The 25,443-nt window shown below is 63.8% G+C and carries 18 protein-coding genes and 7 tRNA genes; 3 read left to right on the forward strand and 22 right to left on the reverse strand.

Features of this window, described 5'->3' with window-relative positions:
• Positions 1 to 85: 85 nt before the first annotated feature.
• The 3 genes from ACTQ1Z_RS04050 to ACTQ1Z_RS04060 form a co-directional block, all read right to left on the reverse strand.
• Positions 86 to 1,357, reverse strand: coding sequence for an SPFH domain-containing protein (locus ACTQ1Z_RS04050; protein ID WP_441858947.1), 1,272 nt, complete (start codon positions 1,355 to 1,357; stop codon positions 86 to 88).
• Between the two features lie 115 nt (positions 1,358 to 1,472).
• Complete coding sequence (locus ACTQ1Z_RS04055; RefSeq protein ID WP_441858949.1) at positions 1,473 to 2,750, reverse strand: hypothetical protein; 1,278 nt, start codon at positions 2,748 to 2,750, stop codon at positions 1,473 to 1,475.
• 298 nt (positions 2,751 to 3,048) lie between these two features.
• The gene (locus ACTQ1Z_RS04060; protein ID WP_441859000.1) at positions 3,049 to 5,817 is read right to left on the reverse strand and encodes a phosphoenolpyruvate carboxylase; all 2,769 of its coding nucleotides are present in this window, start codon (positions 5,815 to 5,817) and stop codon (positions 3,049 to 3,051) included.
• A 213-nt stretch (positions 5,818 to 6,030) separates the two neighbouring features.
• On the opposite strand from ACTQ1Z_RS04060, the gene ACTQ1Z_RS04065 reads away from it, so the two are divergent.
• A complete protein-coding gene (locus ACTQ1Z_RS04065; RefSeq protein WP_441858951.1) occupies positions 6,031 to 6,708 on the forward strand; it encodes an HAD family hydrolase in 678 nt (225 codons plus the stop codon).
• A gap of 155 nt (positions 6,709 to 6,863) precedes the next feature.
• Here ACTQ1Z_RS04065 and ACTQ1Z_RS04070 read toward each other — a convergent pair whose 3' ends face one another.
• The 10 genes from ACTQ1Z_RS04070 to ACTQ1Z_RS04115 all read right to left on the reverse strand — a co-directional run bounded on the left by ACTQ1Z_RS04070 (position 6,864) and on the right by ACTQ1Z_RS04115 (position 18,497).
• Positions 6,864 to 8,270, reverse strand: a complete 1,407-nt coding sequence (locus ACTQ1Z_RS04070; protein WP_441858953.1) for an aminopeptidase — start codon at positions 8,268 to 8,270, stop codon at positions 6,864 to 6,866.
• Between the two features lie 264 nt (positions 8,271 to 8,534).
• On the reverse strand, positions 8,535 to 9,434 hold the full coding sequence (locus tag ACTQ1Z_RS04075) for a YitT family protein (RefSeq protein ID WP_441858955.1): 900 nt from the start codon (positions 9,432 to 9,434) through the stop codon (positions 8,535 to 8,537).
• 141 nt (positions 9,435 to 9,575) lie between these two features.
• Positions 9,576 to 11,210: an L-serine ammonia-lyase, iron-sulfur-dependent, subunit alpha gene (gene sdaAA, locus ACTQ1Z_RS04080; RefSeq protein ID WP_441858957.1), complete on the reverse strand. Its 1,635-nt coding sequence runs from the start codon at positions 11,208 to 11,210 to the stop codon at positions 9,576 to 9,578.
• 9 nt (positions 11,211 to 11,219) lie between these two features.
• Positions 11,220 to 11,948, reverse strand: a complete 729-nt coding sequence (locus ACTQ1Z_RS04085) for a trimeric intracellular cation channel family protein (RefSeq protein WP_330027537.1) — start codon at positions 11,946 to 11,948, stop codon at positions 11,220 to 11,222.
• Positions 11,949 to 11,951: 3 nt separating this feature from the next.
• Positions 11,952 to 13,307: an ATP-dependent Clp protease ATP-binding subunit ClpX gene (gene clpX / locus ACTQ1Z_RS04090; RefSeq protein WP_441859002.1), complete on the reverse strand. Its 1,356-nt coding sequence runs from the start codon at positions 13,305 to 13,307 to the stop codon at positions 11,952 to 11,954.
• Between the two features lie 24 nt (positions 13,308 to 13,331).
• Positions 13,332 to 13,955, reverse strand: coding sequence for an ATP-dependent Clp protease proteolytic subunit (locus tag ACTQ1Z_RS04095; protein ID WP_293813905.1), 624 nt, complete (start codon positions 13,953 to 13,955; stop codon positions 13,332 to 13,334).
• A 175-nt stretch (positions 13,956 to 14,130) separates the two neighbouring features.
• Positions 14,131 to 15,453: a trigger factor gene (tig, locus tag ACTQ1Z_RS04100; protein WP_441858960.1), complete on the reverse strand. Its 1,323-nt coding sequence runs from the start codon at positions 15,451 to 15,453 to the stop codon at positions 14,131 to 14,133.
• A gap of 139 nt (positions 15,454 to 15,592) precedes the next feature.
• Positions 15,593 to 15,679: transfer RNA gene (locus ACTQ1Z_RS04105), tRNA-Leu, on the reverse strand.
• Between the two features lie 203 nt (positions 15,680 to 15,882).
• The gene (gene gdhA, locus ACTQ1Z_RS04110; protein ID WP_441858962.1) at positions 15,883 to 17,238 is read right to left on the reverse strand and encodes an NADP-specific glutamate dehydrogenase; all 1,356 of its coding nucleotides are present in this window, start codon (positions 17,236 to 17,238) and stop codon (positions 15,883 to 15,885) included.
• 329 nt (positions 17,239 to 17,567) lie between these two features.
• On the reverse strand, positions 17,568 to 18,497 hold the full coding sequence (locus ACTQ1Z_RS04115; protein ID WP_441858964.1) for a diacylglycerol/lipid kinase family protein: 930 nt from the start codon (positions 18,495 to 18,497) through the stop codon (positions 17,568 to 17,570).
• Positions 18,498 to 18,861: 364 nt separating this feature from the next.
• Here ACTQ1Z_RS04115 and ACTQ1Z_RS04120 point away from each other — a divergent pair.
• Positions 18,862 to 18,938, forward strand: a tRNA-Pro gene (locus tag ACTQ1Z_RS04120).
• A 6-nt stretch (positions 18,939 to 18,944) separates the two neighbouring features.
• Positions 18,945 to 19,018, forward strand: a tRNA-Gly gene (locus ACTQ1Z_RS04125).
• 264 nt (positions 19,019 to 19,282) lie between these two features.
• Here the strand turns inward: ACTQ1Z_RS04125 and ptsP are convergent.
• From ptsP to ACTQ1Z_RS04170, 9 genes are all read right to left on the reverse strand, one after another.
• Positions 19,283 to 20,989 carry a phosphoenolpyruvate--protein phosphotransferase gene (gene ptsP, locus ACTQ1Z_RS04130; protein WP_441858966.1) on the reverse strand — a complete coding sequence of 569 codons (1,707 nt, stop codon included), beginning with the start codon at positions 20,987 to 20,989 and terminating at the stop codon, positions 19,283 to 19,285.
• Between the two features lie 114 nt (positions 20,990 to 21,103).
• Positions 21,104 to 21,367, reverse strand: coding sequence for an HPr family phosphocarrier protein (locus tag ACTQ1Z_RS04135; RefSeq protein WP_293813900.1), 264 nt, complete (start codon positions 21,365 to 21,367; stop codon positions 21,104 to 21,106).
• A 186-nt stretch (positions 21,368 to 21,553) separates the two neighbouring features.
• Positions 21,554 to 22,570 carry a 1-phosphofructokinase family hexose kinase gene (locus tag ACTQ1Z_RS04140; RefSeq protein WP_441858968.1) on the reverse strand — a complete coding sequence of 339 codons (1,017 nt, stop codon included), beginning with the start codon at positions 22,568 to 22,570 and terminating at the stop codon, positions 21,554 to 21,556.
• A 231-nt stretch (positions 22,571 to 22,801) separates the two neighbouring features.
• On the reverse strand, positions 22,802 to 23,254 hold the full coding sequence (locus tag ACTQ1Z_RS04145) for a PTS sugar transporter subunit IIA (RefSeq protein WP_320679774.1): 453 nt from the start codon (positions 23,252 to 23,254) through the stop codon (positions 22,802 to 22,804).
• 378 nt (positions 23,255 to 23,632) lie between these two features.
• Positions 23,633 to 23,708: transfer RNA gene (locus ACTQ1Z_RS04150), tRNA-Lys, on the reverse strand.
• Positions 23,709 to 23,751: 43 nt separating this feature from the next.
• Positions 23,752 to 23,827 (reverse strand) — tRNA-Lys (locus ACTQ1Z_RS04155).
• 14 nt (positions 23,828 to 23,841) lie between these two features.
• A tRNA-His gene (locus ACTQ1Z_RS04160) sits at positions 23,842 to 23,917 on the reverse strand.
• 204 nt (positions 23,918 to 24,121) lie between these two features.
• A tRNA-Arg gene (locus ACTQ1Z_RS04165) sits at positions 24,122 to 24,198 on the reverse strand.
• Positions 24,199 to 24,415: 217 nt separating this feature from the next.
• Positions 24,416 to 25,441, reverse strand: coding sequence for an aspartate-semialdehyde dehydrogenase (locus tag ACTQ1Z_RS04170; RefSeq protein ID WP_441858971.1), 1,026 nt, complete (start codon positions 25,439 to 25,441; stop codon positions 24,416 to 24,418).
• Positions 25,442 to 25,443 lie beyond the last annotated feature (2 nt).

Below are 25,443 nucleotides of genomic sequence, written 5' to 3' on the forward strand. Positions count from 1 at the left end.
TGCTAGTCGTCTCTCGGCGCCTGCCCGGGCGCGGGTGCGGAAGGGAGGTACGAACGCCCCGCGCCCAAAGCAGACGCTTATGCCGCTACGGTTTCGGCGTACCGCAGCTCATGCAGAAGTTGCCGGAGTTCTTCGTGCCGCAGGATGGGCAGTACCACTCGGCGGGAGCCTGGGAGGCAGCTGGAGCGGGTTTGGGAGAGCCGCACGTCGGGCAGAAGTTACCCGTGTTGGTGGCACCGCACGAGCAGGTCCAGGAACCGGCAGGAGCACCACCGGCGGCGACAGCCGCGCCCGCCATGCCGGGAGCTGCCTGAGCGGGGGCCTGCTGAGCCGGCATCTGGGTCGCCTGCTGCTGACCCTGGGCAAACAGCTGCGCGGCGTTCATGCCGCCCATGCCGCCCGCCATGCCCATGCCCATGAAGCCCATGGCGGCACCGGCGGGGTTCGCCGCAGCGGTGCGCATGGCGTCGCTCTGGGCGGCAGCGATGTTTGCGGCGGCCATAGTCGGGTTGGCCATGACGGCAGCCCTCTGGAGGTCACGAATCATCTGCTCCTGGTCCTCAGGGGCACTGATCGTGTTGACGCCAAAGGCAGCAACCTCGATGCCACGGCGATCGCGCCACTCGTAGCTGAGCTCCTCGTTGAGGGCGGCAGCAAGCTCCTTGGTGTGAGCCGGCACCGCGCTGTAGCGAATGCCCATCTCGGAGATACGCGCGAAGGCGGGCTGGAGCGCCGTCAGCAGCTCGCTCTTGAGCTGCGAGTCGATCAGATCACGCGTATAGACGGTGTCGACGTTGCCGCAGACGTTCTTGTAGAACATCAGCGGGTCGACGATCTTATAGGAGTACTCGCCGTTGCAGCGGACCGTGATGTCGACGTCGAGACCAATCTTGTTGTCAACGACGCGGAACGGCACGGGGCTTGCGGTACCGTACTTGTTGCCGATGATCTCCTTGGTGTTGAAGTAGTAGATGCGCTGGTCCTTGCCAGTGTCACCGCCGAAGGAGAAACGCTTGCCGACTTCTTGGAAGCTCCTCTTGATGTTCTCGCCGAGATTACCCGTGAATACGGAGGGTTCGGTGCCAGTGTCGTAGACGAACTTACCCGGCTCGGAGCAGACGTCGACGATGGCGCCGTCCTCGACGATGATCATGCACTGGCCATCAGCCACGGCGACGATCGAGCCGTCAGAGATGATGTTCTCCTCGCCATGCTTGTTACTGCTGCGGTTACCCGTGCGCTTCTGGCCCTTCGCGGCGAGCGTGTCAGCATCGAGGGCCTCACAGTAGAAGTACTCGCGCCACTGGTCGGCAAGAACGCCAGATGCCGCACCGATACCAGCCTTAAGAAGTCCCATGGTGTTTCCTTTCTCGAAGTGGCGAACGTGGTGGAGCCGGTTGGCGCGCCCCTCGGGGCACGGCCGTTATGTACGTGCTGGAGCCGATCGAATGCGCGTCGCAAAGACGCTGCTGCTACTTCTTCTTCTCGTGGTGGATGACCTGCGTCGTGGTGTGCGTGTAGGTATCGCTCTGGGAGGCAAGCTGGAAGGTGCTCCGGTCGAGGTAGTTATCCGCCTGACCAGCCTCAATCGCGCTCTTCATCTGCCCCACGAGGACAGCACCGACGATGACGGTGATGATGACGGGAATGAGGACGATCATCGCAAGGCCCCAAAGCGGGTTATCGGACTCCATGACGGAGGCGCCGTCCATGCCGACCCACAACCCACCGAAGAGCACGGCGAAGACAACGGCGCAGATAGCGATGAGCTTGGGCTTGGAGATGGGAAGATCGCCCACGAGGCGACCGGTCTGACCATTCATCGCAAACAGGAAGTTCTGCCCCTCCCAGTTCGTGCTCAGCATCCACACGGGAAACAGGGCGCACCTCTCGTCATGCCAGCCGCAGTCGACGTTAGAAGACGTGCAGTCGACCGTGGCATAACCGGTCACGGTCTCGCCAAGGGCGTTCTCGACGCTCTTGGTGACGCGATGCTCCGCGCGGCAGCGGCACGCATCGACGTCCTCGTCCCAGCGATTCGCCAGGAAGCCAGGAAGGTAGGCAGAAGAATAGGTAACCAGAGACTGGTAGTCATACGGCTCGATGGAATCCATGTGGCCGTCAGGCATACGCGTGGAACCATCGACGGGAATGAGCGTGAAGGCCATGGAGCCAGAGCGCTCGCAGGTGTAGTGGTCAGTTTCGATGATCTCGTCGTCACCGCGCATATAGCTGCGGGTATTGGTTGCCTCAAACGTGGCGCTACCGTTGGCGTTGGAGTCGTAGAGCCAGAAGGGCACGTAGACACCCTGGACCTCGTCGATATGGTTGCCCGTCTTGAACTCGCGCGGGAGGAGAATCTTGCCCTTGTAGTGCTCGTCAAGGGCGGCGACGGCAGCCTTGTGATCAAGCTTGAAGGGAATGACGAGGTCAGGCTTGAAGTCACCCGTAAAGGTGGCTGCCTGCATGGTCTGGTTGCCACAGTAGGGGCAACGAGAGACGGCAACGGTGCCGTCAGTCATGAGCTGGGCGCCACACGACGCGCAGACATAACCGCCGTCAAGCGTCTGGGCGCTAGCACCCGCCGCCCGCTCCTCCGCCTTGGCCTCGGCGTTGGCGAACATGGCCTCGATCTGCGCAACCTCGAACTCGGAATCGCAATGGTCACAGACGAGCTTGCCCTTGCCGCCGTCATAGCGCAACGGACCCCCGCACGCCGGACACTGGTAGTTGACGCTCTCGAGCCCCATACTTGCCTCCCTGCCTACAGGTTTGACAGATTAAAGCGATGCCACGAACACAACGCCCATATCCCTCTCACCTAGGATTCTGATTCCCAGGAAGGCACAATCACATGCCCATAAGGCCCCTTGCGAGCCACGGTTTGGGACAAATGGCCCAAATTGAAAACTCGCCGACAAAAAAGCCTGCCCCACGCAAGAAACGCGAGGCAGGCCTGAAAAGTTGACAAAGGGACTGTCCCTTTGTCACCCGCTGGCAGCGAGTGCTACCGGCAGGCATTGTTGCGATTGAGCTACAGAGCGAACATCACCCGGTGTTCTGCAGACCCGCGGAGACTCCGGCGACGGCGGAGAGAATGAGCTTGATGTAAGCGTCGCGCTCCTTGGCGGTGAGCTCTTCCTCGTGCTCGCGCAGGGCCGTGAGGGCACGCACCTGGGAGATGGACAGGGCGTCCACGTAGGGGTTGCGCACGCGAATGGCCTGACCAAGCACGCGGCGGTGCTGCAGCGGCCACTCGTCTCCCACAATGGCAAGCGTCCACTTGCGCGTAAGCGCCATCTCGTCCATAACCATCTCGGCGAGGTCATCGCGGTCGCCCAGGGCCAGGTAGTGGCGGGCGATGCGTCCGTCGGTCTTGGCTATGGACATCTCGATGTTATCGATGAACGTCGTGAACAGCGGCCACTCCTTGTAGGCGGCACGCAGAAGATCGAGGTTTCCGAGCTTCTCGCACGCCGTGCCCAATCCGTACCAGGCAGCAAGGTTAATGCGCGCCTGGCTCCAGCTGAAGACCCAGGGGATCGTGCGCAGGTCATCGAGCGACTTGGCGCCCAGGCCACGCTTTGCGGGACGCGAGCCGATCGGTAGGAGGCCAATTTCGACGAGCGGCGTCACGGTGGAGAACCACGGCGTGAAGTCCGGCGTGTTCAGCAGCTCGACGAAGTGGTCATGGCTCGCGCCATAGAGCTCGGCAGCCATATCCGCGTACTTCTTGGTCATCTCGGTGTTCGTCTTCTCGACGGACGGGGCGCTCTGAAGGAGCGTGGCGCCGGCAACGCTCTCGAGGTGGCGCTGGGCGAGCACGGGGTTGCCGTAGCGCGCAAAGATGACCTCGCCCTGCTCCGTGAGCTTGAAGAAGCAGTTGACCGAACCCGCGGGCTGGGCGAGCACGGCACGGTTGGCCGGGCCGCCTCCACGGCCCACGGCACCACCGCGGCCGTGCATGAGCACGAGGTCGATATGGTTGCGACGAGCCCACTGGGCGATGCGCTCCTGCGCAGAGTGCAGCGCGAGCGTGGCGGTGGTGGGGCCGGCATCCTTCGAGGAGTCAGAGTAGCCGAGCATGACCTCCATGCGGCGGTTCGTTGCCGCGAGGCGCGTCTGGACGTCCGGAAGCTTGAGCATGCCGTCGAGCACGTCCACGCAGTTCTCGAGGTCCTCGAGCTGCTCGAACAGCGGGATGACGTCGATGGTGGGCACGTCCTCGGCATGAGCAAAGGCGATGCGGTTGAGCTCGTAAACGTCGGCGACGTTCTGGGCACTCTTCGTGAACGAGATAATGTAGCGACGGGCCATCTTGGCACCGTAGCGCTTCTGGATGGAACCCAGCGCACGGAACGTGTCAAGCACTTCGCGCGTCATGGGGTCGAGCGGGCCATTCTCGCCATTGCGACCATGCTTCTTGATGTCCGCAAGCGCGCGGCTGTGAACGAGCGAGTGCTGACGGAACTCCATCTCCACCATGTGGAAGCCGAACGTCTCCGTCTGCCAGATGAGCGTCTGAACCGGGCCGTAGGCGGCTCGGGTGGCGCCACCGGCAATGAGCGAGCGCTGGACGATGCGCAGATCCTCGAGGAACTCGTCACAGGAGTGGTACATCGTATCGGAGTTACGCACGATCGTGGCCTTCAGGCGATCCGCCATGACGAGCATAACGGCACGGTGCAGCTCGGACTCGCTGATGAGCTCGGCGCGGGCCGTGAGCTTCTCGCTCATCTCGACCTGGTGGTTCCACAGGTTCACGAGCTCGGCGGAGGGCTTGGTGTGGTCGACGTCGAGCGTGAGGTTGCGGCCCACGCGGCGGCACTTGTCCTCGAGCGTGGCCACCATGTGCGTGAAGAACTTGGCGGCGACCTGGCGGCTCACCTTGGCCGTGACGTTGGGGTTACCGTCGCGATCAGAACCGATCCAGGAGCCGGGGTGGAAGAACGCCGGGCAGAAGGGCTGGACCTTGCCGGCGTTGTCGCCGAGCACCCAGTCGTCGAAGCGGCGGTAGACCTGCGGCACCATGTCGAACAGGGTGTTGTCGAAGATGTCGATGATCGTGTCTGCCTCTTCGACGGGCGTGGGCTTCTTGAGCGCGATGGAGCTCGTGCGCAGCAGCGCGTCGATCTCCTGGAGCATGTGGCGCTCGTTCTCCGCGAGGTCCGAGCCACCCAGATGCGGATGCTGCTCGAGCAGGCGGGAAAGACGACGAATCTTGCCCTCGACGGCCTTGCGGCGAGCCTCGGTGGGGTGCGCGGTGAACACGGGATGGAACTCGAGGCGCGCGAGAAGCTCGTTGGCATGCTGCTCGCCGGCCTCTTCCACAAGCTGGTGGTAGGCCATGGCGAGCGCGTTGGACTCGTCGGTCTCCGAGTCGAGGGAGACCTCGCGCTCGCGCTCGTGCAGCGTCTGGACGCGGAAGTTCTCCTCGGATAGGTTCGCGAGATGGAAGTAGGCGGTGAGGGCGCGCGTGAGCATGGTCTGCTGCTCGACGGTGAGGCCGCGCATGAGCTCGTAGGCGGCCTGGAAATTCTCGTCCTCGGTGGACGCGCCGGTGGCGCTGACCACGCCAACCTCGTCTGCGGCGATGAGGTCTGCGAGGACCTCGTCGAACGTGGAACGCAGCTCGGGCGAGTACTCGCTCAGGACCTCGCGCAGAAGGCGCAGAAACAGCTCGAGGTTGTCGCGAAGGCTCTCCGGCAGGTCGATGCCGGCGAATGTCTTCGCCGCCTCCTCCTCTGCCGCGCGTAGAGCGTCTCGCCTGCTTGTGATGTCTCTCTCCGTCAAGGTTGCCTCCTCGGCTCTCACCATGCAGGATGCGGTCTCGCGCATGCGCACCGGCGGCGTTCACGCGCGAACTTAGCCATCAATAGATAATAGCAGCGCTATCGGGACGCTTCGCAGTTGTTACGTTCCTGAAACTCAGGGAGGACGCGGACTCGGCGGCGCGGAGCATGCCTCGCCCGCGCGACCCTTGCCCGCGCGGCGCGCTACGATAGGGCGAGACACGACGAAAGGCAGCACATGACCGGTTACAGCACCGTCGTCTTCGACCTCGACGGCACACTCCTCGACACGCTCGAGGACCTTCACCTCGCCATCAACCACACGCTCACCTGGGCAGGCCTGCCCGAGCAGACCCTCGCTGAGACGCGCGCATATGTTGGCAATGGCATCCGCCGCCTCATCGAGAACTCGGTGCCCAGGGGCACGCCTGCGGACATGATCGACACGATGCAGGCGGAGTTCGACTCGTTCTACGCCGTCCACTGTGACGACCACACGCACCCCTACCCCGGCATTCCCGAACTCCTCGGGCGCCTTCGCGCGGAGGGCAGGCACATCTCCGTGGTCTCCAACAAGACAGACTACGCAGTGGCGAGCCTCGTGGCCAAGCACTTCCCGGATGCCTTCGACGTCGCCGTGGGCGTGCGTGAGGGCGTTGCCAAGAAGCCCGCCCGTGACATGGTCGACCTCGCGCTCTCCCTGATGGGCGAGGAGGCCGCACGCGACGCCGCCGAAGGTCGTGCCGCCTACGTGGGCGACTCCGAGGTGGACGTCGCCACGAGCGCTAACGCGGGTCTCCCCTGTCTCGCCGTCTGCTGGGGCTTCCGCAGCATAAAGCAGCTCGCAGACGCCGGCGCGACCGTAATCGCGCGCGACGCCTGCGAGCTCATGTCCCTGATATCTGGGGAGCAGTAGTCACCCCTGGCAGTAGGTCCACCCGAAAGCAGACCTTCCCGGGAGCCGCTACTCGCCCCTGGCGGTAGGCCCACCCGAAAGCGAGCCTGCCCAGAAGCCGCTATCCAAAGAGTTAGCTCGCCCCGGGGCTATACCGGCACTAGGGCCGCGTGGCCCTAGGCGCGGTGGAGAAACGCCTTGTAGCCGCGATAGGCCTCGAAGACGTCAGCCTTGCTGACGACCTCCCACAGCGAGTGCATCGAGAGCACGGCGACGCCGGAGTCGATGACGTCCATACCGTAGCGAGCCATGATGTAGGCGATGGTGCCGCCGCCACCGGCGTTGACGCGACCGAGCTCGCAGGTCTGGAAGCTCACGTCCTCGCCGTCCATGATGTCGCGGATGAGGGCCACGTACTCGGCGTCAGCGTCATTCGAACCGCTCTTGCCGCGAGACCCCGTGTACTTGTTGAAGCACAGGCCACGGCCGAGGTAGGCGCTGTTCTTCTCCTCGAACTGGCCGGCGTAGGCCGGGTCGAAGCCAGCGGAAACGTCACTCGAGAGCATGCGGGAGGCGGTAAGCGCGCGACGCAGCGCGAGGTCACCGGTCTCACCAGCGAGGTTCATGACCTCGGCAAGAGCGTTCTCGAAGTAGTGGGCCTGCATGCCCGTGGCGCCGACGGAGCCGATCTCCTCCTTGTCGACGAGCAGGCACACGCTCGTGCGCTCGACGCTCTCGACGTCGAGCATGGCCTCGAGCGAGGTGTAGGCGCACACGCGGTCATCGTGGCCATAGCCGAGGATCATCGAGCGATCGAGGCCCATGTCGCGGGCGGGGCCTGCGGGGACAATCTCGAGCTCAGCGGAGAGGAGGTCCTCCTCCTCGATGCCATAGCGCTCAGCGAGAAGATCGAGCAGAAGGCGCTTCACCGGCTCCTTGGGCTCGTCGGCGCCCTCCTCCTTGGCATCGCCGAGGTGAACGGGCTTGCCACCGACGATGACGTCGAGGGCCTCGGGGTCGACGGCCTCGGCATGCGTCTTCTTCATCTGCTCGCCGGCGAGGTGGATCAGGATATCGGAGATGCAGAAGACCGGATCCGCCAGGTCCTCGCCCACGACGACGGGCACGACGGTGCCGTCCTTCTTGGCGACGACACCGTGGATGGCGAGCGGCGTGGCAACCCACAGTGAGCTCTTGAGGCCACCGTAGTAGTGCGTGTCGAGGAAGGCGAGGTCGGCCTTCTCGTACGCGGGGTTCTGCTTGACGTCAAGGCGTGGCGAGTCGACGTGGGCGCCGAGGATGTTGAGGCCCTTTGACATCGGAACGGTGCCGATGTTGAAGAGGGTGAGGGCCTTGCCGCGCGTGTTGACGAAGACCTTGTCGCCGGCCTCGAGCGCACGGCCCTTGGTGACGAAGTCCTCGAGGCTCACGTATCCGGCGGCCTCGGCCTTGGCCTGAGCGGTGGCGACGCACTCGCGCTCGGTCTTGTTCTCGCTGATGAACGAGCGATAACGGCAGCTCAGGGCCTCGAGTTGCTCAAGCTGCTCGTCCGTGTACTTCTTCCAGGCGTTCTCGCGCTCCATACTTCCTCCTCGTAGAGACGAATCAACGACACGATTGTAGGCAACTGGCGACGGGTTGGGCGCGCAAACAACAGCACCGAGACACACACTTTCACGAGATGTTGCGATGTTTTGGGCGCAGCATCTCGAAGAAGTGCGTGTCTCGGCGAAAAGGGCGGCGATTGCGGCCGCCGGCGCGCGGCCCACTCGCAAGGCCCACGCGCGAGGCGCGCCCGAGGTCCGCGCGCCAGGCGCGCGGCAGACGCCCGGCTGCGCGCCGGTACGCTACAGCGAGGCTCCGCCCTCGAGTTTGCGGAAACCCTCGCCAAAGGCCTCGTGGGCCTCGGTAATGACGACGATGGCGTCCGGGTCGACCTCGGCGACGATATCCTTGAGCGGGGCGATATCTGACCTGCTCAGGATGCAGAAGAGCATCGGGCGCTCCTCGCCGGTATACTTGCCCTTCGCCGTGACCTCGGTACAACCGCGATCGAGGTTCTCAAGAACTGCCTGGGCAATCGCCTCGTGCTCGGACGAGATGATCCACGCCACGCGCTCGCGGCTGGGGCCGTCAATCACCATGTCGCAGACCTTGCCCATGAAATAGGTGGCGATGCAGGCATAAAGCGCGTTCTCGACCGAGAAGACCGGGGCAGAAGCCGCGACGATCATGAAATCCGTGATGATGACCCACGTGCCCACGGGAAACATCGAGTGGCGCGCGATAATCTGGCAGATGATGTCGGTGCCGCCGGTGTTGCTGCCCGCACGGAACACGAGGCCGAGGCCAGTGCCGGAGACAACGCCGCCCCACAGCGCGCAAAGCAGCAGGTCACCATTGCCGAGAACCGGCAAGAACGGCGCTGTGAGGTCGATGAAGACCGAACAGAACACGATGCCCGCGAGCGACTTGGCAACGTAGCGCGGACCACCCGCGCGCCAGGCGAGCACCATGAGAAGCGCGTTCATAACGAGGGTCTGGATGCCGACGGGGATATCCGGACCACCCTGCGCGATGACCGCGGCCCTGATGATGATCGCGATACCAGAGATTCCTCCGGGAGCGAGGCCGTTGGGCTCCATGAAGCAGTTGAGGCCGACGGCGAACAGCAGCGTTCCCACGATGACGAGCGCACCATCGCGTGCCAGGTTGCGCTTGCTGATGGCCTCAAAATCGATAGCCATGGAACTCCCCTCCCGTAGTAACGACAATCATCCATTGTCCTCGCCGCAGACGGCAAAGGCAATCCAGCGCGATGGAGTATAGGGGGGCAAAAAGCGCGGGCGTGCGCTATCTGCAGGCGCCGCAAGAAGTGCAGGCGTGCACTACCTGCAGGCGCCGCACGCGGCGCATCCGCCAAAGGCCTTCTCGGCGAGGACGCGTCCCGTGGGCGTCGCGGCGAGGCCACCCTCCCCCGTCTCACGCAGGGTCGACGGCATGACCGCACCCACGCGCCTCATCGCCGTGACCGCCTCATCAAAGGGAATCGTGGCGGAGATACCGGCGAGGGCCATCTCCGCACAGGTGAGGGCGACGCTCACGCCCGTGGCATTACGCCTGACGCAGGGCACCTCCACGAGACCGGCGACGGGGTCGCAGACCAGACCGAGCAGGCTCTGAATCGCCATCGAGGCAGCGGAGGCGCATTGGCGAGGCGTACCACCGGCGAGCTCGGTCACGGCCGCGGCGGCCATCGCAGCCGCGGCACCGGTCTCCGCCTGGCATCCTCCCTCGGCACCAGCAAGCGTCGCGGCGTGCTCGATCACGAGACCCACGGCGGCGGCGGTGAACAGCGCCATGACGCAAGCGCCCTCCGAGCATCCGCGTTCGTCTCGCATGGAGAGGACGGCGGCGGGCAGGATGCCGCAGGAGCCGGCGGTGGGTGCGGCGACGACACGGCCCATGGCGGCGTTGAGCTCGCTCACGGCGAGGGCACGCCTCACGGCACCCGTAACGATGCCTCCGCAGAGCGGCCTGCCGGCGTCCTCGCGAGCGAGCATGCGAGCGGCGTCTCCTCCGGTGAGTCCGCTCATGGAGCGAAGAGAGGGGTCGCTTCCGGGGTCCACGCAGGAGTCCATGACGGCAAGGCGGTCGCGCATGAGCGCATAAAGCTCGGCGGGAGCTATCTCCATGACGCGCGCCTGCTGGGCGAGGATGACGTGGGAGATGGGTACCCCGGCATTCTCCGCTGCCTCGACGGCGGGCTCGAGCGTGCCGAGGAGGAAGTCCGTCGCAAGGCGGTCCGTCACGGGTACCTCCCCGGCCTTGGCGGGCTCGGTCGCATCCATGGCGCCAACGGGCTCGAGCACCGTGCAACGCTCAACGCCGTCAAGGCGCTCGATGCGCTCGGCGATGTCGCCATCAAGCTGGTTCTCGACCTCGATGCTCATAACCGCCACGCCGCCACGCTCCTGGCGAGCAAGCGCGAAGTCACAGATGTTCGCACCTCCGGCGGCAAGAACGTCCGTCACGCAGGCGATGAGGCCAGGCTTGTCAGTGTGACGCACGATGAGCGTGCGCTTGAGGCCGGTGATGCGCACGCGCATGCCATCGACGCGAGTGACCTCGACCTGACCGCCGCCGATGGAGCTGCCGAGCACGGCCACGCGCTTGCCATCCGCAGAGGCGAGCTCAATCAGGGCGGTGTTGGGATGGAGGCTCTCATCCTCCTCATCGCAAACCACAAAGGAGACCTCGACCCCGCACTCGCGCGCAAGGTCGAGGGAGTCGCGCAGGCGCACGTCATCCGCATGGAGTCCGAGGGCACCGGCGACGAGGGCGCGGTCCGTGCCGTGACCGCGGTAGGTCTTCGCGAATGACCCATAGAGCGTCACGCGAACGCTCTTTGGATCCGCCCCCAGCAGCATGCGGGACACAAGTCCCAGCCTCGCGGCTCCCGCGCTGTGAGAGCTCGACGGGCCAATCATGACGGGCCCGATGATGTCGAGGACGTTCGACACGATCTCCCCCTAGTCTTCGCGCCCGTTCGGGAGCGCATCCAAGCGGTCAGGTTGATGGGACAAGCTGCTGGCACCCTTCGCGGCAGCGACGACGCGAGGCGTCAAGTCGCAGTACTCGCGCGTTTTCCAATCGAAGCGAATCGAGAGATAGCGCAAGGCGAGCACGGCGCCCACGCAGCCAAAGCCCGCCGCGACGAGCGGAAGCCCGAAGTACGCCATGGCGGCAAAGGCGACGGAACCGCCCAGACACGCCACAGCGTAGAAGTTCGACCCGCGGAAGATGGCCGGGGTCACGCCTGCCATCGCGTCGCGCAGGGCGCCACCACCCACGGCCGTAATGGTGCCGAGGATGACGACGTAGACCGGGTCGAGCCCGTAGGCGAACGCCTTCGAGGAGCCCGCGAGCGCAAAGAGCGCGACGGAAAGCGTGTCCGCAACCAGAATGGAGCGGTTGAGGTCGAGAAAGACCCCACGGAAGTAGAACGTCAGAAGGCAGATCGCGAGCGACACCAAGATGAGGTCCGGGTGCGACATGAAGTAGATGTTGGAGGCGCCCAGTAGCAGATCGCGCACGATGCCGCCGCCAAACCCCGTGAGAAAGCCCGCGACGGTGGTTCCGACGACATCGAGCTTGCTCCTGCAGCCGAACATCGCGCCCGTGAGCACGCCGACGACCACAGACGCGTAATCGATACCCCAGGGAATCGCCAGGACGGCGCTAGCGTCAAGAACGGGCATGCGCTACTCCGAACGATGCCCGGCCTTGTGCGTGTGCACGAGCTTAGGCTGCTCCTCACCGGCGACTGCCTCCTTGGTCACGATGACCTTGGAGACGGAGAGGTCGCTCGGGACATCAAACATCGTCTGCTGCAGAATCTTCTCCGCAATGGCGCGAAGGCCGCGGGCGCCGGTCTTGCGGGCCAGCGCGAGGCGTGCCATCTCGCGAACTGCCTCGTCCTCGAACTCGAGCTTAACGCCCTCGATCTCGAACATGCGAACGTACTGCTTGATGATGGCGTTGCGCGGCTCGGTAAGGATGCGCACGAGGTCGTCCTCGGTCAGCTGCTTGGTGGAGCAGATGACGGGCAGGCGGCCCACGAACTCAGGAATCATGCCGAAGGTGTGCAGGTCCTGGGGCGTGACCTCGGCCATGAGGTCATCCTGGGACTCGGTGACCTTCTTGGCGAGCTCGGAGTTAAAGCCGATGCCCTTCTTGCCGATACGGTCCGCAACAATCTTGTCGAGGCCCACGAAGGCGCCACCGCAGATGAACAGGATGTTCGTCGTGTCGATCTTGATGAGCTCCTGCTGCGGATGCTTGCGGCCACCCTGGGGCGGGACGCTCGCGATGGTGCCCTCGAGGATCTTGAGCAGCGACTGCTGCACGCCCTCGCCGGAGACGTCTCGCGTGATGGAGAGGTTCTCCGCCTTGCGCGCGATCTTGTCGACCTCGTCGATATAGACGATACCGACCTGAGCGCGCTCGACGTCGCCGTCGGCCGCGGTAATGAGCTTGAGCAAGATGTTCTCGACATCCTCGCCCACATAGCCGCTCTCCGTGAGGGAGGTGGCGTCAGCGATGGCGAAGGGGACGCGCAGGAAGCGCGCGAGCGTCTGGGCGAGCAGCGTCTTGCCGGTGCCCGTGGGACCCAGGAGCAGGATGTTGCTCTTCGCAAGCTCAACGGGCTCGTTCGATTCGAGCACGTCCTCGGTGCCGGTGTCGTGGGCGACATGCTGGAGGTGCTCGTACTCCTCGGCGTAGAGGTCGTTCTCCATGCCATAGAGCACGCGACGGTAGTGGTTGTAGACGGCCACGCTCATCGCGCGCTTAGCGTCCTCCTGACCCATAACGTACTGCGAGAGCTCGTCATAGATCTGGTGCGGCGTGGGAAGCTGCTCGAGTGGCAGGAGCTCCTCGAGCGTGCCCTCGTCATCCATGTCGACGTCATGGGCGTAGCCAGGCGTGCCATGAATGATGTCGGAGCAGGCGGCGATGCACTCGTCGCAGATGTAGACGCCGTTGGCGCCCTGAACGAGCTTGCGCACCTGATCGCGGGACTTGCCACAGAACGAGCAGCACACGTCCTTGGGGCTCATGGGGTCATGGTACTGGGGCACTGGTTACTCCTCCTTGGCGGCGTCAGCGCGCGAGGTGATGACCTTGTCGACGAGACCGTACTCGCAGGCCTCGGCAGCGCGCAGGTAGCGATCGCGCTCGGTGTCCTCGTTAATGCGCTCGACCGGCTGGCCAGTGGCCTCGGCCAGCATCTCGTTGAGGTGCTGGCGAATCCACTTGGTCTCGTCAGCGACGATCTGGATGTCGGTCTGCTGGCCCTGGACGCCGGAACTCGGCTGGTGGATGAGGACCATCGAGTTGGGAAGCGCCATGCGCTTGCCCTTTGCGCCACAGGCGAGGATGGCGGCGCCCATGGAGGCGGCCATACCCACGCAGATGGTGCAGACGTCGGGCTTGATGTAGTTCATCGTGTCGATGATGCCGAGGCCCGCATAGACGTCGCCGCCGGGCGAGTCGATGTAGAGCATGATGTCCTTGTCCGGGTCCTGGCTCTCGAGGTGCAGGAGCTGCGCCACCACGAGGTTGGCGGAGTCACGGGTGACTTCCTCGCCGAGGAAGACGATGCGATCGTTGAGCAGGCGGCTGTAGATGTCGTAGCTTCGCTCGCCGCGAGGGGTCTGCTCGACGACATACGGGATGTTGGGGATGTTGCGAACCGGGTTGACCATGTGGTCCTCCATTGTGATCAGGCGCGGATGAGCCGGCCACCTTGTCTTGCGGGAGCGTTCGCCTCCCAGCCTATGCTGGCGAGCTCGCTCGGGGAGAAAAAGCCGGGCGGGGAAATCACCCCGCCCGGCGCTTATACCCCTTTATGGGAGTGAGAGCCCGAACGGGCGGAAAATGCTACTCGGCGTCGCGAGCGGCACGACGCTCGGCAACCTCGTCAACGATGTTGACCTTGGCGTTCTCGACGAGCCAGTCGACGGCCTTGGTGCGCTTGATGCTCTCTCGGACGGCGGGCATACGGCCGGCCTCCTTGAACTCCTTGAGGGAGGCGTCGACGTCGGCGACACCGGCGTCCTCGAACTCGGCGCGGATGTCCTCGTCAGAGGCCTCGAAGCCGAGCTTCTTGGCGAGGGCGTCGAGGGCGAGGGACTGACGGGCGCGCTCGAGGGCCTGCTCGTTCAGGTCGTTCAGGAACTCGTGGGCCTGGATGCCGCGGGCGTTGAGCCAGGCGTCGAGGGTGAGGCCCTGACGCTGGAGCTGGGCGAGGATGTCCTGGGCGATCTCATCGTGGACCTGCTTGACGTAGTCCTCGGGGACCTCGTCGAGCTTGAGGGCCTCGGCGAGCTTCTCGATGACGCGGGTCTCCTTGAGGTTGGGAAGGCTGGTCTCCTTGTCCTTGGCGATCTCGTCCTTGACGGCATCCTTGAAGGCGTCGACGGTGTCGAAGCCAGCGGACTTGGCGAACTCGTCATTGAGCTCGGGGAGGACGCGCTTCTTGGCGGACTTGAGGGTGACCTTGACCTTAATGGTCTTGGCCTCGGCCTCGTCGGTACCGTTGACGTGGATCTCGACGTCCTTGGTCTCGCCGACCTTCATGCCCTTGATGGCATCGTTGAACTCGGCGGGAACCTGGGTGGAGCCAAGCATGAACGGACGGTCCTCGCCAGCGAGGGACTCGCCGTTCTCGACGTTCTCGACGTCGATGGTGAGCAGGTCGTTCTCGGCGGCGACGTAATCGTCAGCAGCGTCCTCGAAGGAGGCACGATAGCTCAGGAGGGCGTCGAGCTGCTCGGCGAGCTCGGCCTCGGTGACCTCCGCGGGAGGCATGTTGATCTCGGGGGCGTCATAGCTCTCGAGCTCGCAGTCCGGGCGAACGTCGATCACGAGGGTAGCCTCGAAGTCAGCGCCCTCGGTGACGAGCTTGGCCTCGCCGTCGAAGTGGGGCTCGCCGACGGGCACGATGTCGAGCTCGTCGAGCATGAGCGGCTGGGCCTGCTGGAGGACATCCTCGGAAGCCTGGGCGAGCACGTAGTTCTTGCCGACGAGACCGTCGATGACCGGACGCGGGGCCTTGCCCTTGCGGAAGCCCTGGAAGCGATACTGGTTGGCGATGTCCTTGTAAGCCTTCTTGATGGCGGCATCGACATCAGCGGCGGCGACGGTAATGTTGGCCTCGAGCTTGTTGTCCTTGGGCTCGGTGGCGGTGACGGTGATCTTCAACGTTCCTCCTGGATGGTCATTCCGTGGGCGGGAGTGACCCACCCATGCACAAACATAACGATTCTAGCAAATGAGAACAGCATCTGCTGAGACGCAAAAGGAGGTCGCCGCAATCACGACGACCTCCTCAAACAATCAATGGTGCGGGCGACAGGAATCGAACCTGCACGAAGTCTCCCCCACTGGAACCTAAATCCAGCGCGTCTACCAGTTCCGCCACGCCCGCATGGCAACCGCTCAATAGTAACCTAAGTGAGCACTTGTCAACGATGGAGAATCTGCGACGTCGCGCCCGACTGAGGAAGAGCCGAAGCCCGCCTGGGCGCGACGCCGTTGGTGCGCGCTAGATTCGCGAGGGCGCACTCGACTCGCGAGTCACTCCCGGCAAGCCGGCAACCCATTGGTGGACGCCCGAATACGGGAGACTCCCTAGCAGACGCCCTGAGCCATCATGGCGTCGGCGACCTTCTCGAAGCCGGCGATGTTGGCACCCATGACGAAGTTGCCCTCGTGGCCATACTTCTTGGCGGTGTCGTCGACGTTGTGGAACATGCCGCGCATGAGCTGCTCGAGCTTGCCGTCGACCTCCTCGAAGGTCCAGGAGAGGTGCTCGGCGTTCTGGCTCATCTCGAGGCCGGAGACGAGCACGCCACCGGCGTTAGCGGCCTTGCCGGGCATGAAGGCGACGCCGTTGGCCTGGAAGTACTCGGTCGCGTCAATCGTCGTGGGCATGTTGGCGCCCTCGCCCACGACCTTCACGCCGTTGGCGACGAGGGCCTTGGCGTCCTCGAGGTGCAGCGTGTTCTCGCGAGCGCAGGGAAGCGCGATGTCGCAGGGAAGCTGCCAGACACCGCGGCCGTCACCCTCGTGCCAGGTGGCAGCGGGGCGCTCATCAACGTACATGGCGAGGGAGACGCCCTTGTCGTGGCCGGAGCGCTTCTTGTTGTAAACGTGCTCGAGGACGGTGTAATCGATGCCCTCGGGGTCCTCGACCCAACCGTGGGTGTCGGAGCAGGCGAGAACCTTGCCGCCGAGCTGCGAGACCTTCTGGACGGCGTAGATGGCGACGTTGCCGGAGCCGTGGACGACGACGTTCTTGCCCTCGAAGGAGTCACCGTTGCTCTCGAGGTACTCGTCAACGAAGTAGGCGAGGCCGTAACCGGTGGCCTCGGTACGGGCGAGCGAGCCGCCGAAGGAGAGGCCCTTGCCCGTGAGGACGCCGGTCCACTCGTTGCGGAGACGCTTGTACTGACCGAACAGGTAGGCAACCTCACGGCCGCCGACGCCGAGGTCGCCAGCGGGAACGTCGGTGTTGGGGCCGATGTGACGGGCGAGCTCGGTCATGAAGGACTGGCAGAAGTGCATGATCTCGTTGTTGGACTTGCCCTTGGGGTCGAAGTCAGAGCCGCCCTTGCCGCCGCCCATGGGAAGGGTGGTCAGGCTGTTCTTGAGGATCTGCTCGAGGCCGAGGAACTTGAGCATGCCGAGGGTGACGGTGGGATTGAAGCGCAGGCCACCCTTGTAGGGGCCGATGGCGGAGTTGAACTCGACGCGATAGCCGCGGTTGACCTGGACCTTGCCGGAGTCGTCGACCCACGGCACGCGGAACATGATCACGCGCTCGGGCTCGACGAGACGCTCGAGAAGGGCGGCCTCCTCGTACTCGGGGTGCGCGTCGATACAAGGCTGTAGGGTGCCGAGAATCTCGGTCGCCGCCTGGAGGAACTCGGGCTGCTCAGGGTAACGGGTCTTAAGCTCGTCGAGAACCCTTTCGGTATACGTCATCGACGTCTCCTCTCATGCGCCATCTTGGCGGAAACGGACCTGGCAGATTGTATGTCACACAGGTGACAGATACGCCAAGCCACAGGTCGCGAACCGTGCCCCACGGCGCGCGGCAAATATTGGACAGACGCTCAATAAAATACATTTCAGGCGTTTCCACAAAGCACGCGCGCAAGCACGATTAGCACCGTTGTAACAAACTCAACCCGATGTCTTCACAATGGCCGCGCGGCACCGGCGGCGCGGCGGCTGCGATGGGCGGGCGTGGGCGCAGCGACCGCGGCGGGCGCGGCGCGGACGGGGACCGCGGCGGGCGCGTGGTCCCTCCCCTACGCGCGGCTCGTGGGGTGGATGACCTCGATCGCGCGGTGGGCGCAAGATATCTCGAAGTGCGATCCCTCGCAACGCTCGCCATCAGTCTGGCAGGGCGGCTCGCCGTCGAAGTCGATCACGATGCTCGACGCCGTGCGGAAGCGCAGGTAGCGCGAACCGGTGTGAAGCGCAACGCGGGCGCGCGCGAGAATGCCGAGGGCCTCGATGGTCGAGGGCGAGCCCTCGGAATAGCAGATGTTGAGCAGGCCGTCGTCGCACACGGCGTCCGGGCAGATGCGGAACCCGCCGCCGTACGTGGGGCCAACCTGGATGGTGAAGATAACGGAGCTGCCTTCGATCGGTTCGCCGTCGATCACGGCACGGAAGGGCCAGCGGCGCATCTCCCGGCGGATGACGTCGATGCCGGACGCCGCGAACAGACGCGTACCGTGGGCACCCGTCGCGAGACGGCGCTCCATGGTATCGATCGCGATGGCGGCATCGACGCCAAACGATAGCGTCTCATCGAAGTACGTGCCATTTACGAGGCCGAGGTCTACGCGACGCGTGGTGCCTCGGAGAATCTGCGCGAGGGACTTGTCCGGGTCGTTCGGCGCCATGCCGAGAGTGCGGGCGTAGTCGTTTCCCGATCCCAGGGGAATGACCCCCAGGCACGGGCGGTAGTCGTCGTCAATCTTCATCAGGCCGTTTACGACCTCGTGGATCACACCATCGCCACCAAGGGCGAGGACCGTGTCGAACGAGGAGGCCGCCGCGGCCATGTCCGTAGCGGCCTTGGGGCCGGAGGTGAGGCGAACGTCGAACCCGACCGTCGCGGACTCGTACGCCGCGAGCGTGCGACGAACGAACTCCGCGCCTTCGGCACCGGCGCCGCTCTGCGATGCCGGGTTTGCGATGACGAGCGTGTGGCCGAGCGAGAACGCCATGGTCCCTCCGAGGATCCAGCCGGCCCTGCGCCGGCGCTGCGTTCCATTGTATCCCCCAATACAGACTCGCGCCGAGCCTGGGTGTTCGAGCGGTGACGCCGCGGGTAAACTTGCGCGCCGTCCACCGGTCGTTCAGACTTGCGCGCCATCCGCCAGTCGCTCGAACCTGTGTGCCTGCCCGGTTGCCACTCAAAAATGGCGCGAGCGCAAAGCCGACGCGACAAAAGCCACATTGCAAGATGACCAGCCCCATCGTTTGGTCATCGCTTGGCCATCGATGCGCCATCGTTTGCCCACCATTTTCTAATCGCAGAACTTTTCGTTTGCCCCAATCGGGCTGCTCGCCTATACTTAACCGGCGTTCCGGGGCGTGGCGCAGTTTGGTAGCGCATCTGCTTTGGGAGCAGAGGGTCGCTGGTTCGAATCCAGTCGCCCCGACCAACGCATGCGGGTGTGGTTCAACGGTAGAACCTCAGCCTTCCAAGCTGATGACGCGGGTTCGACTCCCGTCACCCGCTCCATGCAAAACAGCAGCCCAGAGGCATTCAAGCCTCTGGGCTGTTTTGTTTTCCGTACTCACGTAACGATTGATGACAAACAACACGGATCCGCCCAGCTGTCATGCGCACGTCTCTGCACGCCGTGGTGCCGCAATTGCATCCCCCAAAGCACACAAAAAGCGGTCGCCACCGCACGCAGCGATGACGACCGCCTTTATATCATGCGATACGCATGACGCTCAGCAGCTCCCGGTACACTCCCGGCAGCCACCAGAAAACGCCCAACTACTTTTGGGCGGCTTCGAGCGCAGCCTTGACCTCTTCCTTGGTCTTGAGCGCGAGGACCTTCTCGGCCAGGGCGTCAGCCTCGGCCTTCGTCCACTGGGAGATGATCTTGCGGGTGCGCAGGATCGACGGGGCGCTCACGGAGAACTCGTCCAGGCCGAAGGAGATCAGCATCGGGATGAGCAGCGGATCGGCCGCGGCCTCGCCGCACATGCCAACCATGATGCCAGCCTTGTTGCCCTCCTCGATGATGCGCTTGATGGAGCGCAGCACCGCGGGCTGATAGACGGTGTAAAGGTAACGCACGGCATCGTTGCCGCGGTCAGCACACATCGTGTAGCCGATGAGGTCGTTCGTGCCGATGGAGAAGAAGTCGCACTCGGCGGCAAGGTCGTCGGCGATGAGGGAGGCGGCGGGCGTCTCCATCATGGTGCCAACCTCGATGTTCTTGTTGTACTCCACGCCCTCGGCGTCGAGCTCGGCCTTGCACTCCTCCACGAGCTTCTTGACGTCGCGGACCTCGTCAAGGTCAGTCACCAGCGGGATCATGATCTTGATGTCGCCAAAGGCGGAGGCGCGGAGCAGGGCGCGGAGCTGCACCTTGTACTGATCGGCGTTGGAGAGGCAGTAACGGACGGCACGGTAGCCCATGAACGGGTTATCGTCATGGGTGAGGTGGAGGTACGGGATCTCCTTGTCGCCGCCCACATCGAGGGTGCGGATGATGACCGGCTTGTCCTTCATGCGAAGGGCGACCTTCTGGTACGCGGCGAACTGCTCGTCCTCGCTGGGGAGCTCGGTGGCATCCATGAAGAGGAACTCGGAGCGGAACAGGCCAACGCCCTCGGCGTCGCGCTCAGCGGCAACGTTGGCGTCGTCGGGGTTACCGATGTTGGCGACGAGAAGCTTCTCGAGACCGTCGGCGGTCTTCGTCGGGACGCCACGGTAGGCCTCGAGCGCGGCCTTCTCGGCAGCGGCCTTCTCGGCAAGATCCCTGAAGCCCTCAAGCTCGGCCTCAGACGGAGCGAGGACGACCTCACCGGTGCTGCCGTTCACGACGACGGTGTCGCCGTTCTTGATGAGGGAGCAAGCGTTCTCGAGCGACAGGACGGCCGGAATCTCGAGGGCGCGGGCGATGATCGCGGAGTGGGAGGTGCGGCCGCCGACCTCGGTCACGATGCCGACGACGTTCTCCTTGTCGATCGTGGCGGTCATGGACGGCGTGAGGTCGTGCACGACGACGATGGAGTCCTTGGGAAGGACGGAGAGGTCGACAAGTTCCTTGCCGAGAAGCTCGGCGAGGATGCCGGTGCGGATGTCCTGGACGTCAGCGCAGCGCTCGCGAATGAGCTGCTCCTCAGAGGCGTCGAACATGGCGTAGAACATGTCGCAGACCTCGTCGATGGCCTGCTCGGCGCACTTGCCGTCGTTGATGCGGTTGTTGACCTCATCAATCATGAAGGGGTCGTTGGCCATGGTGATGTGACCCACCATGATCTCGGCCTCCTTCTCGCCGACCGTAACCTTCATGCGGTCAGCCTGAGCCTGCGTCTTGACGCAGAAGGCATCGAGGGCGGCCTGATAGCGGGCGCGCTCCTCCTCGTCAGTGTCCTGGTGCGTGGCCGGAACGTAGGACAGATCCGGCTCGACGGCAACCTGGGCAGAGCCGATGCCGATACCGTCAGACGCGTTAACACCCTTGTACATGAATCCCCCCTGGATCTAAGTACCCTAAGTAGCAATAGAAAGGAGGGTCAGCGCAGTGCGCCGCCCTCCTTAACACGCCATTTGTGGCACGGGGCCAAGGCCCCAAAGGCGATACTACTCGCCGATGCCGCTCTTGACGAGCTCGACGGCGGCGGCGAGAGCGTCAGCCTCGTCAGCGCCATCGCACTTGATCTCAATCTCGGTGCCGCAGGAAAGGCCAGCGGCCATGAGGGCCATCGGCGACTTGCCGTTGGTCTCCTTGCCATCGGCAACGATGGTCACGGTGCTGGCGAACTTGCCCATGGCGGAGGCAAAGGTGCCGGCCGGACGCATGTGAAGACCCTGCGGATTGATGAGCGTAACCTTCTCGGAAACCATGCTGAACTCCTCTTTTTTCTTTATGGCCCTTGCGAGCCCTACCCCATAAACACTATGAGCCGACGGATACCCCCGCGACTCATCCACGTGCCTAGGTCGAGTCTAGCAGACCATGAGCACGCTGGAACCTAAATACCTGACCAGAACGCTTCCGTTCGTCATCACCATCGAATCTGCGACAAACGGCTACTCTGCGTCCTTGGCTCCCTTTGCCTCCTTGGCCTCAGGCTTTGCCTCCTTGGCCGGCTTCTTCTCCTTAGAAGCAGTGGCCTTCTTGGCAAGCTCCTCGTCCATGATCTTGGTGAGGCTGTCATAGAACTTATCGATGGTCGAGCGCTGGGCAAGGCCCTTGCTGGCAGCGGTGGCGGAACCGCAGGCGCTCGCGAAGTTGAGGGCGTCCTGATAGGACTTGCCGGCGTCGAGGCTCGCGAGGAAGCCGGCGACCATCGAGTCACCGGAGCCCGTGGCGTTCACGAGACGGCACGGCGGGCACTTGGTGATGTACTCGGTGCCATCAGCCGCGACGAGCGCAGAGCCCTCGCCACCGCAGGAGACAACGACGTTCTGGGCGCCGCGCTCGTGGAGCAGGCGCGCGTAGGGCAGGCACTCCTCCGGGGTCTCCGGGGAGACGTCGAAGAGCTTGCCGAGCTCGTGGTGGTTGGGCTTGATCATGAAGGGCTTCGACTCGAGGGACTGGAGCAGAAGCGTACCCGGAGCGTCGACGACGAAACGGATGCCACGGCCGGCGAGGCGGGTCATGATGATCTGGTACATGTCATCGGGCAGGCACTTGGGGATGGAACCCGTGAGGACGAGGGTGTCACCGGCCTTGATGCGGTCAAGGCGGCCAAACATCTCATCGACCTTGTCGTTCGGGATCTTGGGGCCCATGCCGTTGATGATGGTCATCACGATGCCGTTGAGCTTGACGTTAATGCGCGTGAAGCCCTTCTCGAGGCGCACGAAGTTGCACGTGACGCCCGCGCTCTGAAGGGTCTCGAGAATGTAGTCACCAGTGAAGCCGGCGATGATGCCGAGGCAGATGGTGTCAACGTTGAGCTCGTTCAGGATGCTGGAGACATTGATGCCGTTACCGCCACAACGAACCTCTTCGCTCGTGGAACGGTTGGTGAAGCCCATGTCGAGCGTCGTGGGGTGCATCACGTAGTCGACGGCAGGGTTGAAGGTAACGGTGTAAATCAAGGGGCGCTCCTTCCTCAGTTTTTCGCAGACTCCAGTATGACACACGAAAGGGCCCCCGACAGTGCTTTCAGGAGCCACTCAGCCAAAAAGTTGACCTCCGTTTAATGACCATATGCTGGGTTTTAGCAAAAATCTAGCCATCGGGCGCCTCAGCGCGGAGGACGAACCCGACAAGAAGTAAGGGACTCTTCTGGCGCGGCCCGAAACGCCGCCGCGCAACGAGAAATCTCCCTACTGCTCGAGGCCGGCGTTGATCGCGTCGACGACCTGGGAGGCCTCCGCGGCATCAAAGACGGAGGAGCAGAAGTTGGCATCCGAAACCATAACGGCAAGCTTCGAGAGGATGCGAAGGTGCTCGGTGCCACGCTCGCCATCGGGGATGAACAGGGCGACGGCGACCTTGACGGGAGCCTTGTCCATGGTCTCCCACTCGACGGGCTCAGCGAAGCGGAGAACGACGATGCAGGGGTCTGCAACCTCAGCGCACTTGCAGTGAGGAATGGCGAAGCCGCCCATCATACCCGTGGAACCCTCGGCCTCGCGAGCCTTGAGGGCCTCTGCGAGCGTGGACGCGTCCGCACCAACGCCGAGCTCGGCTGCCTTCTGCGCGGCAAGGTCAAGAGCCTCGTCACGAGCGGTGGCGGCGCAATCAAGAATCACGTGGTCATTGTCGAGCAGTGCCATTGGGTCTCCCCTCTCCCGGCCAGCCCCCGCCGGCCGATGTCATTCATACCGGAAGCATGGTACTCACGTGCGAGCCAGCTCGCAAATAGATGTAACCGATTTGCAAAAAGATATACCAAATTTCACAAGCGTTAGCAGGAGCGAAACGCATGGCAGTCCGGACTGTTTGCAAAACCAGGCAAGCGATATGCATCCAAGGCGCACTCGTGGCAACAGGGCCACATCGCGGCACAGCGGCCAGACCCCAGGCCGCATCACGGCACGGCAGCACGAGTCCAGAGTCACATCGCAACGCAGTAGCCAAACCCCGGCGCCGCATCGCAACACAGTAGATAGAAATAGCAAAAGGCCCCGGGATTACCGGGGCCTTGCATTCAATGGTGGACCGTCAGGGACTCGAACCCTGGACCTTGGGATTAAGAGTCCCCTGCTCTACCAGCTGAGCTAACGGTCCGTGCTATGTATCTTACACCCTGGCGAGTGCAAGCGGAAGTACATGGTGGACCGTCAGGGACTCGAACCCTGGACCTTGGGATTAAGAGTCCCCTGCTCTACCAGCTGAGCTAACGGTCCGTGCTTGTCTAAGATGGGGTGGGTGAAGGGGCTCGAACCCTCGACCTACGGAGCCACGGTCCGTCGCTCTGCCAACTGAGCTACACCCACCATCTGGCCACCTCTTTAAGTAGCTCGTCTATTATGCACACCACATCCGATCCATGCAAGGATATTTTTTAGATTTCTTTGAAGTTATGTCGAAATAAACGTTGTCCAGGCTTGTGACCAGGTGTTTCTCATCGGCTCACCCAAAAAGAAAATCAAAAATCAAAGAGGCCAGGGAACAAATTGCCCCCTGGCCTCATTAGCTCATGGTGCGCCCTGAGCGATTCGAACGCTCGACCGTCGGATTAGAAGTCCGGTGCTCTATCCAGCTGAGCTAAGGGCGCGTGACTCCGGCTTCGCTCGCCGGACAACCCATTCTAGCGCAAGACACCACGATTACGACAAGAGACATTCGCAGCTCGAGCGCCGACCCCAGTGGACGGGACACGCAGGCCCCGCGGCGGCAGGGCCATGATGGCCTGGGTGAGAAACGCTGGCCCCGCGGCAAGCGCACAGAACACGTCCTCCCCGCCCAAAAACGCCTGAGCGCAGTCTGAGCCCCTAGAGCAGGAGCTCTGCCACCTGGACGGCATTGGTGGCGGCACCCTTGCGAATCTGGTCACCACAGCACCAGAAGGTGATGCCGCGACCCTGCTCGGGGTTGGAAATGTCGCGGCGGATGCGACCGACCCAGATGAGGTCCTGGTCGCTCGTGTAGAGCGGCATCGGGTAGCGGTCGCGCGCGACATCAGCGCCGAGATCGTCGACGAGCTTCACGCCCGGAGCCGCGGCCAGGGCCTCGCGGGCGTCCTCGAGCGAAACGGGTTCCTCGAACTCCAGCGTGATGCTCTCGGAGTGCGAGCGCAGCACAGGCACGCGCACGCAGGTGCAGTTCACGCGCAGCTCGGGCAGATGCATGATCTTGCGGCCCTCGTTCTGCAGCTTCATCTCCTCGGACGTGAAGCCCTCGAACTTCTCGGAGCCAATCTGCGGAATGAGGTTGCTCGCAAGCTGGTCGACGAACGCGGTGGGCTCAGGCAGCTCCTCGCCGCGGCCGATGGCCCCCAGCTCGTTCTCGAGCTGGCGCATACCCGGCACGCCAGCGCCACTCGCAGCCTGGTACGTGCTCACGATCATGCGCGAGACGTGGCCGAGCTTGTGCAGCGGCCACGTGGGGACGAGGCCGATGATCGTGGCGCAGTTGGGGTTCGAGATGAGGCCCTTGTTCCAGGCGACGTCCTGGGGGTTGATCTCCGGGACGACGAGGGGCACGTCCTCGTCGAGGCGGAAGGCGTGGGAGTTGTCCACCACCGTGGCGCCACGACGGACGGCCTCGGGCAAGAGCGCCTTAGCGATGTCGTCATCCGCGGCGCCGAGGACGATGTCCATGCCCTCGAAGGCCTCCGGGCGCGCATCCTCGATCACGACCTCGCGGCCGCACCACTCGACGACCTTGCCCGCAGAGCGCGCGCTCGCCAAGAGCTTGAGCTCGCCCACGGGAAAGTCACGCTCGGCCAGGCACTCCAGCATCTGCGTGCCAACGGCTCCCGTAGCACCAAGGATCGCTACGTTCTTCTTGTCAGCCATAA

This window comes from Parolsenella sp. LCP21S3_E11 (genome assembly GCF_052118165.1).
GTDB lineage: Bacteria > Actinomycetota > Coriobacteriia > Coriobacteriales > Atopobiaceae > Parolsenella.

Bases quoted from the DNA above. Each gene is read 5' to 3' on its own strand.
- ACTQ1Z_RS04050 (WP_441858947.1), bottom strand. From the start codon at position 1,357: ATGGGACTTCTTAAGGCTGGTATCGGTGCGGCATCTGGCGTTCTTGCC.
- ACTQ1Z_RS04085 (WP_330027537.1), bottom strand. From the start codon at position 11,948: ATGCCCGTTCTTGACGCTAGCGCCGTCCTGGCGATTCCCTGGGGTATC.
- ACTQ1Z_RS04145 (WP_320679774.1), bottom strand. From the start codon at position 23,254: ATGGCACTGCTCGACAATGACCACGTGATTCTTGATTGCGCCGCCACC.
- ACTQ1Z_RS04055 (WP_441858949.1), bottom strand. From the start codon at position 2,750: ATGGGGCTCGAGAGCGTCAACTACCAGTGTCCGGCGTGCGGGGGTCCG.
- ACTQ1Z_RS04095 (WP_293813905.1), bottom strand. From the start codon at position 13,955: ATGGTCAACCCGGTTCGCAACATCCCCAACATCCCGTATGTCGTCGAG.
- ACTQ1Z_RS04060 (WP_441859000.1), bottom strand. From the start codon at position 5,817: ATGGTGAGAGCCGAGGAGGCAACCTTGACGGAGAGAGACATCACAAGC.
- ACTQ1Z_RS04170 (WP_441858971.1), bottom strand. From the start codon at position 25,441: ATGGCTGACAAGAAGAACGTAGCGATCCTTGGTGCTACGGGAGCCGTT.
- ACTQ1Z_RS04135 (WP_293813900.1), bottom strand. From the start codon at position 21,367: ATGGTTTCCGAGAAGGTTACGCTCATCAATCCGCAGGGTCTTCACATG.
- ACTQ1Z_RS04070 (WP_441858953.1), bottom strand. From the start codon at position 8,270: ATGGAGCGCGAGAACGCCTGGAAGAAGTACACGGACGAGCAGCTTGAG.
- gdhA (WP_441858962.1), bottom strand. From the start codon at position 17,238: ATGACGTATACCGAAAGGGTTCTCGACGAGCTTAAGACCCGTTACCCT.
- ACTQ1Z_RS04115 (WP_441858964.1), bottom strand. From the start codon at position 18,497: ATGGCGTTCTCGCTCGGCCACACGCTCGTCATCGCAAACCCGGCATCG.
- ACTQ1Z_RS04065 (WP_441858951.1), top strand. From the start codon at position 6,031: ATGACCGGTTACAGCACCGTCGTCTTCGACCTCGACGGCACACTCCTC.
- ACTQ1Z_RS04075 (WP_441858955.1), bottom strand. From the start codon at position 9,434: ATGGCTATCGATTTTGAGGCCATCAGCAAGCGCAACCTGGCACGCGAT.
- ptsP (WP_441858966.1), bottom strand. From the start codon at position 20,989: ATGTACAAGGGTGTTAACGCGTCTGACGGTATCGGCATCGGCTCTGCC.
- clpX (WP_441859002.1), bottom strand. From the start codon at position 13,307: ATGAGCCCCAAGGACGTGTGCTGCTCGTTCTGTGGCAAGTCCCGCGAT.